The organism is Rhizobium sp. Leaf384 (genome assembly GCF_001424065.1).
In the GTDB taxonomy this organism is placed as follows: Bacteria; Pseudomonadota; Alphaproteobacteria; order Rhizobiales; family Rhizobiaceae; genus Ferranicluibacter.
Genome location: NZ_LMQE01000009.1, coordinates 77,348 through 90,013, shown reverse-complemented (window position 1 = coordinate 90,013; position 12,666 = coordinate 77,348). Strand labels below are relative to the sequence as shown.

The 12,666-nt window shown below is 63.1% G+C and carries 9 protein-coding genes; 5 read left to right on the top strand and 4 right to left on the bottom strand.

Annotation, left to right across the window (positions count from 1 at the left end):
- Positions 1–76: 76 nt before the first annotated feature.
- A complete protein-coding gene (locus ASG25_RS19800; RefSeq protein WP_244479454.1) occupies positions 77–2,221 on the bottom strand; it encodes a methyl-accepting chemotaxis protein in 2,145 nt (714 codons plus the stop codon).
- A 294-nt stretch (positions 2,222–2,515) separates the two neighbouring features.
- Entirely contained in the window at positions 2,516–3,604 is a 1,089-nt protein-coding gene (locus tag ASG25_RS19795; protein ID WP_062601245.1) for an NAD(P)/FAD-dependent oxidoreductase, read from the bottom strand.
- 149 nt (positions 3,605–3,753) lie between these two features.
- Here ASG25_RS19795 and ASG25_RS19790 point away from each other — a divergent pair, with 149 nt between their 5' ends.
- Together ASG25_RS19790 and poxB are read left to right on the top strand one after the other, a co-directional pair.
- A complete protein-coding gene (locus ASG25_RS19790) occupies positions 3,754–4,794 on the top strand; it encodes a phosphatidylglycerol lysyltransferase domain-containing protein (RefSeq protein WP_062478342.1) in 1,041 nt (346 codons plus the stop codon).
- A gap of 176 nt (positions 4,795–4,970) precedes the next feature.
- The gene (gene poxB / locus ASG25_RS19785; protein WP_062478339.1) at positions 4,971–6,713 is read left to right on the top strand and encodes a ubiquinone-dependent pyruvate dehydrogenase; all 1,743 of its coding nucleotides are present in this window, start codon (positions 4,971–4,973) and stop codon (positions 6,711–6,713) included.
- A 48-nt stretch (positions 6,714–6,761) separates the two neighbouring features.
- Here the strand turns inward: poxB and ASG25_RS19780 are convergent, their stop codons facing one another.
- Entirely contained in the window at positions 6,762–6,995 is a 234-nt protein-coding gene (locus ASG25_RS19780; protein WP_062478336.1) for a hypothetical protein, read from the bottom strand.
- A 259-nt stretch (positions 6,996–7,254) separates the two neighbouring features.
- On the opposite strand from ASG25_RS19780, the gene ASG25_RS19775 reads away from it, so the two are divergent.
- On the top strand, positions 7,255–7,845 hold the full coding sequence (locus ASG25_RS19775) for a DUF4360 domain-containing protein (protein ID WP_082475709.1): 591 nt from the start codon (positions 7,255–7,257) through the stop codon (positions 7,843–7,845).
- Positions 7,846–7,930: 85 nt separating this feature from the next.
- The gene (locus ASG25_RS19770) at positions 7,931–9,328 is read left to right on the top strand and encodes a DUF4360 domain-containing protein (RefSeq protein ID WP_062478329.1); all 1,398 of its coding nucleotides are present in this window, start codon (positions 7,931–7,933) and stop codon (positions 9,326–9,328) included.
- Positions 9,329–9,511: 183 nt separating this feature from the next.
- Here the strand turns inward: ASG25_RS19770 and ASG25_RS19765 are convergent, their stop codons facing one another.
- The gene (locus ASG25_RS19765) at positions 9,512–11,503 is read right to left on the bottom strand and encodes a BCCT family transporter (RefSeq protein ID WP_062478326.1); all 1,992 of its coding nucleotides are present in this window, start codon (positions 11,501–11,503) and stop codon (positions 9,512–9,514) included.
- A gap of 144 nt (positions 11,504–11,647) precedes the next feature.
- Here ASG25_RS19765 and ASG25_RS19760 point away from each other — a divergent pair, with 144 nt between their 5' ends.
- On the top strand, positions 11,648–12,607 hold the full coding sequence (locus tag ASG25_RS19760) for a bile acid:sodium symporter family protein (RefSeq protein WP_062478323.1): 960 nt from the start codon (positions 11,648–11,650) through the stop codon (positions 12,605–12,607).
- Positions 12,608–12,666: the final 59 nt, after the last annotated feature.

The window sequence follows — 12,666 nt, the reverse complement described above, 5'->3', positions numbered from 1 at the left end:
TGGCGCGAGCCGCCGCCCCTTGCAGCCCCCCTTGCAGCACCCCATCTCTTCGATCGAGCGCTTCAGGGGCTTTGGATCAGGCCGCCCGGCGTGCCGGCGTCGTCTGCCGCGTCGCGCCCTCATCACCCAGCTTGAACTGCTCGAGCAATGCGTTCAGCGCAGCGGCCTCCCCCGCCAGCCCGTGGCTTGCAGCCGTCTGCTCCTCGACCATGGCCGCATTCTGCTGGGTGCCCTGGTCCATGGTGTTCACGGCGGTGTTGATCTCCTGAAGCCCGGTCGACTGCTCGCGGCTGGCGGTGACGATCGCCGCAATATGCGCGTTGATCTCCTGAACCTGCCCTGCAATTGCCTGAAGGCACTGGCCGGTCTCGCCGACCAGGGAGACACCCGTGCGCACCTGCCCGCTAGAGGTTGTGATCAGCGCCTTGATCTCCTTGGCTGCCTTCGCGGAACGCTGCGCCAGTTCGCGAACTTCCTGGGCGACGACGGCAAAGCCCTTGCCCGCCTCCCCGGCACGCGCCGCTTCGACGCCTGCATTCAAGGCGAGCAGGTTCGTCTGGAACGCGATGTCGTCGATGACGCCGATAATGTTGCCGATCTCGTTGGACGATGTCTCGATGCCCTGCATGGCGCTGACGGCCTTGCCGACGATCTCGCCGGAGGTCTCTGCGCCGGCACGGGCACGGGCAACGAGCTGACCGACCTCCTCGGCACGGCGCGCGCTGTCGCGCACGGTGGTGGTGATCTCCTCGAGCGCGGCTGCGGTTTCTTCGACAGAGGCGGCCTGCTGTTCTGTGCGGCGGGCAAGATCGTCTGCTGCATGGCGGATCTCGCTCGCACCGGCATCGATGGCAAGCGCATTGCTGCCGACGGCGCGCAGGGCGTCATGCAGTTTGGAAACGGCATGGTTGAAGTCGGCGCGCAGGCGGTCGAGATGAAGGACGAAGGGCGTCGAGATGCGATAGCCAAGGTCGCCATCGGCCAGTCTGCCAAGCCCCGTTGCGAGAGCCTCAACGGCATGCTGGATGTCGGCAGTTTCTCTCGCCTTCGCGGCCTCACGCTCGCGCTGTTCGCGCTCGGAGAGCGAGCGGCCACTTTCCGCCTCGGCCTCGAGGCGTGTCCGGTCAAGGGCATTGTCGCGGAAGACGGCGACGGCGGCGGCCATGGAGCCGATCTGATCGCGGCGCTCCTGCCCCGGAATTTCCGTCTTGAGGTCGCCCGATGCCAGCTTTTCCATGGCGCGCGTCATATTGGTGACCGGGCGAATGACAAGGCGGCTGAGGAGGCTTGCCAGAAAGACGATCATGGCGCCGACGGCGAGAAGTGTCGCGATCGTTGCGGCAATGCGGAATTGACCGATGGCGGCGTAGACCTGATCGGCATCGACCGCAAAGCCGACATACCATTCGACGGTGGGAAGGCCTGCGACCGGCACGAAGCTGACAAGCATCGACTTACCGTCGGATTGCGTCTCCGTGATACCGCTGCCGATCGCCGGTGTCGCCGTCGGGAAGGCGTCGGAAAGAGACTTCGTCACCAGCTTGGCGTCGGGATGGACGAGAATCTGGCCGGACTTGTTGACGAGAAAGGCGAAGCCGCCGGTTCCTGCGTCGATCGACTGGATCATGGAGACCAGCGTTTTGAGCGAAAAGTCGCTGCCTGCAACGCCGGCGAGCGCGCCATTTCTGATGAGAGGCACCGCCGCGCTGATGATCAGGTCACCGCTCGATGCGTCGACGTAAGGGTCCGTCAGGACAGCGCCTTTCGCCTTTGCGGCATCCTGGTACCAAGGGCGTTTCCGCGGGTCGTAGTCGGCCGGCATGTCCGACGCCGGCCACATGGTAAAGATGCCGGCCTCGTCACCGACATAGGTCGTCATGAACTCCTTGACCAGAACATCATTCTTCAGAACGGCGAGAAGCGCTGCGGGATCAGACGCGTTGGCAGCGGCGTCGGCAGCCATGGCCGTCAGCGTGACGCGACCGTTGAGCCAGTTCGCGACGCTTTGCGCCGCCTGCTTCCCGGAAAAGGCGATATTCTCTTCGACAGAATGCGTCGTCGCTCGTCGTTGCAGCGTGTCGATATAGAACGAGAAGCCGGCAAAAGCCACGGCAACGAGGACGGACGCGGCAATGAGAATGCGCGTCATCAGGTTTGATGTTCTGGGCACGGAAGTTCCTCGGTGTCGGGCGCTCTGCAGGCAAGGAGGCTGAGGGGACATGCCGTTTCCGGCGAAAAAGGGCGAGCGTCATGCCGCTGGATACGAAGGTGCTTGATCTTCGTGCGCAGACACTAGCGATGTCGGATTAAGTCAAAGTTAAGTCGATATTTTCGCTTTTCTTGACTTACTAATGCTATAGGCATGGCTGCTTCTTCGGAAAAGCCTACCTTAGCAGTTTCTCCCGAGCACAGGACTTTGCGCAGGTGCCCTATCGGCCCCCCGTCCCTGCCGCAAAGCCGCAGTCATCGGCCGCCCCCGACCATTGGACGAGCGACCCGCTGCCTTCAGACAATCTCAGTTTCCCGAAGATCGTTTGATCGCCTTCGCGACACGCGTCGCCTCGAGCCGCGTCTGGCGAAAGTAAGAGGTAAGGCTGGGCGTCAGTCCGACGTGCCAGAGTCCATCTCCATCGTGACCCTTGCTGTGAGCCAAGGCAGCCGAGCCGTAGCCTGTGGCGACGATGACGACGTCCGGCGCCAGTCGACGTCCGTCTTCCAAAATCACGGCGTTGCGTTCAAGGGAATGGACGCCGCGAACGACGCTGACCTGCTTGCGCCGGATGGCGGCGATTGCGCCATCATCGACGGGAATGGCGATCTGCTGGTGGACCAGCCGCGTCGCAGCGTCGTGCGCGCCTTCCGGAAATCCGAGCCGGGCGAGACGGCCGAAGGCGAGAAACTGCGTTATGGCGATCATGCGATCGACAACGGGCGTCGGCAGCGCCTGCATGATGGGAGACAGGCGGTGCACCGCAAAGCGGAACAGCCGTTTCGGCAGGATGGACGGGCCGCGCCGGACGGAAAACCAGACAGGGCCCGTCTTCACGCGGCTCAAATGATTGAGAACGTCGAAGCCGGAATTGCCACCTCCGACGACCAGGACGGATCGACCAACGTAAGATAGGGCGTCGCCGAAGTCGGCAGCATGCCGCACGTCGCCCTCATAGCTCTCCAGTCCGGGCCAGGGTGGAAACTGTCTCTCCGTGTCGCGCCCGACGGCCATGATCACATGTCGTGCCTGCAGATCGCCATCGCCGCAGGCGATGTTCAGGACGCCGCTCGCGTCTCGCGTGATCTCGCGCACAGTGACGCCATGGCGGATGTCGAAGGCGTGCTCGCGGGCGAAGTCTCGGAGATGCTGAACCACTGCGTTGCGTTTGGGAAACGCACCTGTGCCCGCGGGATATCGGCTGTCGGGAAGCGTGGAGAGGCTGCGGTGGGTGTTCAGCGTGAGCTGCGGGTGACGCCTCTGCCAGGAAAGGCCAAGATCCGGCTCGCGTTCGAGCAGGATCGCCGGGATGCCGTGCTGCCGGAGGACATAGGCGGCCGTCAATCCGGCCAGCCCGGCCCCGACGATCACAACCTCATGGACTTCTGTCGACAAAATAGCTTCTTTCCAACGCTTTCCGCAGACTAGGGACTGTGCGCGGGAGCGACAAGGTGGCAATGTCCAAAGCAGCTGGGTAAGCGTTTACCTTATATTTCGTCAAATGCCATCCAACCCTGCCTTCGCTTTATTCCGGAGCCCTGTGAATGCCAAGCCTACGCAAGCGGACGGACGCGATCCTGAATGCGCGCCTTCCCAAGCTGCCTGCTGCCGAGCTCGATGCGCCCGCCCGGCTGGAGCTCGTGCGAAAGTATGGCGATTTCTCGCTGGCCTATTCGACCTATGCCCAACCGGATCTCAAGTATTTCGGCGATGCCGATGGCTACATCGCCTATGCAACCAAGATGGGTCACACCTTCGTGCTTGGCGACCCCGTCGCGGATCCGGCGCGCCGAGCCGATTACATACGCCGCTTCGTCGCGGCTTCGAACGCGCCCTGCTTCGTACAAACCTCGCGCGATACGGCTGCCGTGCTGGAGACGCTCGGTTATCGGATCAATCACATGGGCGTTGACACGAAACTGTCGCTCGACACGCACTCGTTTGCCGGTAAGCGAAACGAGACAATCCGCTATTCCGAGCGCTGGCTCCTCAAGAAAAACTACCGGCTGATCGAGTGCGACGGAAGCATTGCCGACGCGCAGAAGGTGCGAGAGATCTCATCAAACTGGCGCAGCGGCCGCATCGTCAGCCGGCGCGAAATGCGCTTCCTCAATCGGCCCTTCGGCGTGCAGCTCGCACCCTTCATGCGCCGCTTTCTCATCATCGATCCCGAAGGCCATCCGGTCGCGGTCCTCGATTTCGATCCGATCTTTCGTGACGGCGAGGTGATCGGTTATACGGTCGCGTTCAAGCGAAAGCTCGCAGGAACGACGCCGCACGCGGAGATCGGCCTGACGAAGTTTGCGACAGAACGGTTTGCCGCAGAGGGCCGGGCGATCGTCACGTTCGGACTGTCGCCGCTTGCGGCCATTACGGAAAGCGGCTTTTCGGAAAGCCGCATCTGGCGCGGCCTGTTCCAACGGGCCTTTCGCTCGGAAAGGGTCAACGCCCGGATCTTCAACCTGCAGGGACAAGCCGCTTTCAAGCGGCGTTTCCATGGCGAGGAAATGCCGACATATATCGGGTTCAAGCGGCGCACCCCGCTGGAAATCCTTTCCCTTCTGCGCTTGCTGAAGACACTTTAGGACCGCGCGGCGCTGGACGATCGGTCGTCTGCCCGACCTCCCGCTCGGCATGCGAAAAGGCCCTCGACTGTCGGCTTCGCTGCCATAGATGTCGGAATGCGATCGTCCGACAGTGGCGATCCCGCCTGTTGACCCGTGCGATCGGCAGGCCGTCTCATCGTCACAGGAGCTCCGCCATGGCCAAGACCGCAGCCGACCTCGTCACCGAGGTTCTCCATCAGGCCGGCGTCCGCCGCATCTACGGGCTTGTCGGCGATAGTCTGAACGCAATGACCGAGTCGCTGCGCAAGCGCGGCGATATCGACTGGGTGCATGTGCGCCACGAAGAGGTTGCGGCTTTTGCGGCGGGCGCCGAGGCCGCGCTGACGGGAGAACTTGCCGTCTGTGCGGGATCCTGCGGTCCGGGGAACACGCATCTGATCAACGGTCTCTTCGATTGCCACCGGAGCCGCGTTCCCGTCCTCGCCATTGCCGCGCAGATCCCGTCGCGCGAAATCGGCCGGAACTACTTTCAGGAAACGAAACCCGAAGAGCTCTTTCGGGCATGCTCGGATTATTGCGAACTGGTCTCCCACCCCGAGCAGCTGCCCGGCATTCTCGAGACGGCGATCCGCAGTGCGCTGGGCAATCGCAGCGTCTCCGTCGTGGTGATCCCCGGCGATATCGCGTTGTCAGCCTATGAGGCCCCGATCTCCGCTGCCGCCGGCCTGCGGATCGTCGCTCCCGTGGTTACTCCCGGCGCGACCGAGCTCGCCGCGCTGGCGGATCTTCTGAACAAGGGCGACCGGATCACCCTGTTCTGCGGCCGCGGCTGCGCCGGCGCGCATGATCGGGTCATCCAGCTTGCCGAAGCGCTGAAGGCGCCGATCGTTCATGCCTTGGGTGGCAAGGAACATGTGGAATGGGACAACCCTTACGATGTCGGCATGACCGGTCTGATCGGGTTCACGTCCGGCTATCACGCGCTGATGGATTGCGACACCCTGCTGATGCTGGGCACGGACTTTCCCTACCGCCAATTTTTTCCGAAGGACGCGACGATTGCGCAGGTGGATCTCCGCCCGGAGAATCTTGGGCGGAGGACGCCGCTCGCGCTCGGCGTCGTCGGCGATATCGGCGCGACGATCGAGGGCCTGCTGCCCCGACTGGACCGCAAGACCGACGATGCCTTCTTGCGCAAGAGCCTTGCCAACTACAAGAAGGCGCGAAAGGGGCTTGACGAGCTTGCGACCGGAACGCCGGGGCGAAAGCCAATTCATCCGCAGTACCTCACCAAGGCCATCAGCGACCAGGCCTCCGACGATGCGGTTTTTACCTTCGACGTCGGCACCGTCACGGTGTGGGCGGCGCGGTATCTCGCGATGAACGGGCGTCGACGGATGCTGAGTTCGCTTGCACATGGTTCGATGGCCAACGCGATGCCGCAGGCGATCGGCGCACAGGCAGCCTTTCCCGGCCGGCAGGTCATCAGCCTTTCGGGCGATGGCGGCTTCACCATGCTGATGGGCGATTTCCTTACGCTGGCGCAGCAAGATCTGCCGGTGAAGGTGGTGATCTACAACAATGGGTCTCTCGGCTTCGTGGCTCTGGAGATGAAGGGCGGCGGCTTCCTCAAGTTCGGAACCGATCTTCAAAATCCGAACTTTGCCTTGATGGCACAGGCCATGGGCATCCACGCCATCCGCGTTGAGGATCCCGCTCTGCTGGAGGATGCCATCGCGAGCGTTCTTGCGCATCCCGGCCCCGCCTTGCTCGACGTCGTCACCAATCCGCAGGAACTTTCCATGCCGCCGGTGGTCACCGCCGACGAGGTCAAGGGCTTCGGTCTCTGGGGCATGCAGGCCGTGCTGAACGGGCGCGGCGACGAGATCATTGACCTCCTGAAGGGCGGCAACGTGCTGAAATCGATCTTCCGCTAGACCCGCCTTGCAGTCGGGCCTGCCCCCGAGATGTTGAGCAGACACAGGTCAGCGAAGGCAGGGATCCGTGTTCGATCGGCACAGACGCGGGCGATACAGGCGCTCGTAGCCGCCTTCGCGCGCGCGGATCGCCTGCTTGCGCTGGTGCTCCTGCAGGATCTCCGCGGAGCGGGACGGCCTTCCTTGGACGGTCGGTGCGGACGGATCGGTGGCGCATCCCGCAAGGACGAGGCCGATGGCGGATAGGATCGTCGCGTTCCGGGCAAAGGAGCGGAGTTTCATCGTTTTCTTTCCTTCCTGACGGTCGGTCCGTTACCGCCGAAGCGAGCGGCATCATCTGTGTGCGTGCGAACGAACATGATCTTGCCACCAAATGACGCGATTTCGAACGCGTTTGCTTAAAACTCTCTTAACCACGTCCCTCTACTCCTAGCGCTTCCCGACGTGAATTGCAGCCGAACGGAATGCTCAGCGACGGTTCATGTTGGCACACCTATTTTCCTGCCAGGGCGTAAGGCTCACATCAAAACGAGGAAGTTCAATGAAGAGATTCGGTCTCCTGCTGGCGTCGCTGTTCATCTCGTCTGCAGCTTACGCGGACGACATTTCCCTCGGCGTTCCCGGCTACGGCGGTAGCGGTTGCCCGTCCGACAGCGTTTCGGCGACGATCAGCCCGGACGGCAAGGCCCTGAGCCTGCTGTTCGACAACTACATCGTCCAGGCCGGCGGAGACACCGGCAAGAACTTCGACCGCAAGACCTGCAACGTCGCGATTCCGGTTCACGTGCCCCAGGGTCGCAGCGTCTCGGTCCTGGCGATCGACTATCGCGGCTTCAATCAGCTGCCGCGCGGCGCCCGCTCGCAGTTCAACGTCGAATACTTCTTTGCCGGAACGCGCGGACCGGCCTTCGTCAAGACCTTCAATGGCCCGAACGAAAAGGACTACCTGATTTCCAACAAGCTGGTTGCCGACTCCCTGATCTGGTCGGCCTGCGGCGAGGACGTCAACCTGCGGACCAATTCCAGCATCCGCGTGAACACCACCCGTGGCCAGGAAGCCATGGCGACGGTCGACACACAGGATGTAAAGGCCGCCATCGTTTACCAGCTGCAGTGGAAGACCTGCCGCTAACATCAAACCGGGCGGTCGGCGCAAACACGCCGCCCGCCCGCATTCGACAGATCCGCCACGGCCGGCCACCATCGAAGGTTTCCCCATGGGCAACAGAACGTCTCTCGCCCTCTGTTTCGCAGGCGTAGCAGCGGTCGTGTCGGGCAATGCCGCTGCGGCGGACGGATGTGCGGACGGCACGTTTTCGAGCGTTCCCTCGCCTGATGGCAATGCGACCAGCGTGCTCTTCGACGACTTTTCGGCAACGGCCGGCGGCGGCCCCGGCCTGTCGCGTGCGACGAGCACCTGCCAGTTGACCGTTCCCGTCACGCGCGCCGACGGCTTCAGCGTCTTCGGCGTCGATTATCGCGGCTTCGTCACGGCGGAAGATGGCCAGACGGCACAGATCGTGACCCTGCAAGATGGTCGACAGGTTCTCACATATCAGGTCGGAGGCCCGCTGCAGGACGACGTCGCCACAGGCGGCAAGGTCGGAATTTCGGGATCGGACACGCTTGGCCTGACGATCGTCGTCGAGACGACGGCACCGATCGATCCGAACACACCGGACGCGACCCTCCTTCTCGACACCGTCGATATCACGCGTCTCGGCTTCACGACGTTGACTTCGGTGACGAACTCGATGGATCAGCTGGCGCGCCAGCGGCAGGCGATCGCCGCCGAACTCATGGGCACGGCACAGGGGCTTCTCGGCGAAGGGGAGCGCTTCGATGCCGGCAGTTCCATCAGCCTGTTCGGCACGTCCGGCGCTGCGGCAGGATTCAAGGGTCGGTGGGAAGCCGGCAGCGGGATCAGCCTTCTCGGCGGTGCCGCGATCGTCAATCCCGACGAAGACGCTGTCTCGGTCGACACGCTGGCTTTGCTCGCCGGAGCCGTCCGCTACACGACGCCGCAGGCGACGTGGAGGGGCTTTGGCGAGGTCGGCGCCTGGGGCTCACCCAATGTGCGCGCAGATCTGTCTCGCAGCTACCTCGACACGAGCACCGTCGTCTCCGCCGGCGGTACCGCCGATGGATCGCTCGTCAGCGCCTACGGACGTATCGGTGCCGTTTTCGCGCCGGACCCGGCAAACGAGATCGTGCTCTCGGCGCGCTTCACAAAGGCATGGCTTGACCTCGACGGCTACGACGAGCCCGCGACGGATCGCAATCTCTTCGCGGCCAAGGTCCGCGGCGGCACGTCGAGCGAAAACATCGCCAGCGCCGAAGTCGCCTGGAGCCACCAGACCGAGGGCCGCCTGGACTACACGCTGTCTGGTGCGGTGGGCCGCATCTTCGCCGATGACAAGGCCGTAGGCGCATCTGTCGACTGGGTCGGAGATGTATCCGGCCAGGCACGCGACCAGTCCTTTGCGTCGGCCGGAGGCCGGATCGGCGTCCGTCTCGATGATGTTTGGCACATGGACACTTCGGTCGGCGCCACTTTCCGCCAGTATGACGATCCCGAATGGAACGTCGGCGCGCAGCTGAAGGCACGGTTCTAAAGCGCGTTGCGTGCAAAAGGATTCACGCAACGCGCTTTCAGGTCTTGTTTTGATGAATGTCGTTTCCCGAAACCGCTGCACGTTCGGGCGACATGCATGAGGCATGGGAAGTGCGCAGCCGGCGGGCGACCGCCGCGCTGCAGAGCGATGGGACATGGCCGTCCGCACGCGGTCCGTGGGACCTTACGGGTGCTCGGGCGCGTTTGTCATCAGCGCGGTTTCGGTTGACGCCGTCAATGCGAGGTAGCGTTCGAACTGGGCAAGAACATCCGTGATGATCTGCTCCTTGTTCATTCCCATGATGTCATAACCCTTGCTGCCATCCGAGAACGAGGTGCGCGCTTCGTGCCGAAGCCCCATCTTCGCCGCGTCGAACGCGGTGTAGGCCGGCAGTTTCTGCGCCGCGGGCGCAACGGCATAGACGAAGTCGCGAACGCGCTCGGCCGGCACCGACAGGCTCACAAGCCCGCCGCCGGTTCCCGCATCCTCTGCGCTCCGCCGCACTGTCGCATCCCGCCCGGCGCGCCGGAGTTCGCCCGCAACGGCCGCCAGCGCCGGTTCCGCAACGGTGTCGATGAAGGTGGCAACGTCCGTCGCGCTCGGGGCATTCAGCGCCAGTGCCAGCCGGCGCTGCCAGGTGATGCCGGCGGCCGGATGGGCCACCATGGGCCCGACAAGGGTCGATTGCTGCGCCACGTCGGCCCGCATACCCTTGAACAAGCCGAACAGCAGGGCCATCATCACGAAGACGAAAGGCAAGGCGGAGGCGATGGTCGCGGATTGCAGCGCGGTCAGCCCGCCCGTCAGCAGCAGGACGATCGCCACGAAGCCCTCGAGGCCGCACCAGAAGATGCGTTGCGCCGTTCCGGTGTTGGTTTCACCACCGGCCGCGATCGTGTCGATCACCAGCGAGCCGGAATCGGCCGATGTGACGAAAAAGATGGCGACCAGCGCCACGGCAAGCGCCGAGGTGACCGCCGGGAACGGCAGGTACTGGAAGAACTGGAAGAGCCCGACCGAGATATCCTGCGATATGGCCTGCCCGAGCGCACCGACGGCGACGCCCTGATCGATATCGATCGCCGTGTTGCCGAACACGGTCATCCAGAGGAATGTGAAGATGCTCGGCACGAAGAGCACCGCGATCACGAATTCACGCACGGTCCGTCCGCGCGAGATACGCGCGATGAACATGCCGACGAAGGGCGACCACGAGATCCACCAGGCCCAGTAGAACAGCGTCCAGGAGTCGATCCAGGGGGTCGGCTCGTAGGCGTAGATGTTGAAGGTGCGCAGCAGGAACGTATCGAGGTAAAGCCCGATATTCTGGACGAAATCCCGCATCAGCTGCGTGCTGGGGCCGACGATCAGAACGAAGACCATGAGCGCCACGGCGACGACGAGATTGAGCTCGCTCAGAATGCGCACACCCTTGCCCAGACCGCTGACGACGGAGAGCGTCGCGACCGCCGAGATGACGACGATCAGGATCGCCTGCACGACGGACGATACAGGCACGCCGAGCAGGAAGTTCAGCCCGGCATTGATCTGGAGCACGCCGAGTCCGAGGGATGTGGCAATGCCGAAGAGCGTGCCGCAGATGGCGAAGATATCCACCATATGCCCGATCGGGCCGTTGATGCGTTCCTTCAAGAGGGGATACAGCCCCGAACGAATGGTCAGTGGGAGGTTGTAGCGATACCCGAAATAGGCGAGCGACAGGCCCACCACCGAATAGATCGCCCAGGCGTGGATGCCCCAGTGAAAGAAGATGACGCTCATCGCCTCGCGCTTTGCCGCGACCGACAGCGGGTCGGCGGTCGGCGGGGTCGCAAAATGCGTCATCGGTTCGCCGACAGCAAAGTACATGAGACCGATGCCCATCCCGGCGGCAAACAGCATGGCAATCCAGGAGAGGTATCGAAACTCCGGCTGGCTGTCGTCGGGGCCGAGCTTCAGGTCCCCGTAACGGCCGAAGGCAAGAATGAGAATGCCGAACAGGAAGACGCCGACCGCCAGAAGATACAGCCAGCCGAAAGATGAGAGGATCCAGCTTTGCAGGGCGCCGAAAATCGCCTCGGCCCGCATCGGCGCGATGGCGCCGACAGCGACAAACATCAGAATGACAGCCACCGATCCGAAGAAGACGGGCGGATTGATCGTGAATTTGAACATCGGCTTCCTTTATCTTGTAAACGGCTCCCTAACAAATCGTTGAACAATATGCAAAGGACGAAAGCCCTGGATTGCAGAAGTCCTGCTCTTGACAGGGAAGGCGCGGCGTTTACACCACGGCAAAACGGCATCGGGAGTGCGCCTATGAACCGCCTGTCATCCATCTCGGCCTTCGTCGGCAAAAGCTTCGCCCTTTGGGTCATCCTCTTTGCGGTCCTTGGCTTCTTCTTTCCGGATACGTTCAAGCAGATTGGCCCATGGATCGTCACCCTTCTGTCGATCATCATGTTCGGCATGGGGCTGACCCTCTCCGTCGACGATTTTCGCGAGGTTTTGCGACGGCCGTTCGACGTGACCATCGGCGTCGTCGGCCAGTTCGCGATCATGCCGCTGCTGGCCGTCTTCCTGACATGGATCATCCCCATGCCGCCGGAGGTCGCGGCGGGCGTCATCCTCGTCGGCTGCTGCCCGGGCGGCACGTCATCCAATGTGATGACCTTCCTGTCCAAGGGCGATGTCGCCCTGTCGGTTGCCTGCACCTCGGTCACGACGCTGGCCGCGCCGATCATCACGCCCTTCCTGGTCTGGATGCTTGCCAGCCAGTTCCTTCCGGTCGATGGCTGGGCAATGTTTCTCAGCATCATCAAGGTCGTCCTGGTTCCGCTCGCACTGGGCGCGGCGCTGCAGAAGCTTCTCCCTGGCGTCGTCAAGGCCGCTGTACCTGCACTTCCGCTCGTAAGCGTGATCGGGATCGTTCTGATCGTGTCCGCCGTCGTCGGCGGGTCGAAGGCGGCCATTGCGCAATCCGGCCTGATGATCTTCGCCGTCGTCGTGCTGCACAACGGCCTGGGGTATCTCCTCGGCTTCTTCGCGGCGAAGGCGTCCGGACTGTCGCTCGCCAAGCGCAAGGCCATCGCCATCGAAGTCGGCATGCAGAATTCCGGCCTCGGCGCCGCGCTGGCCACCGCCTATTTCTCGCCGCTTGCCGCGGTGCCCAGCGCAATCTTTAGCGTCTGGCACAACATTTCCGGCGCGCTGCTGGCAAACTGGTTTGCGACCCGGGTGGAGACGGTGGACGACCGTGAGGCCGTTCTGCGGAAATAGAACGTCGTGCCCACAGGCGGTCGCGATGCCGCGGCGTCGTTCTCCGCTGCTAGAACTGT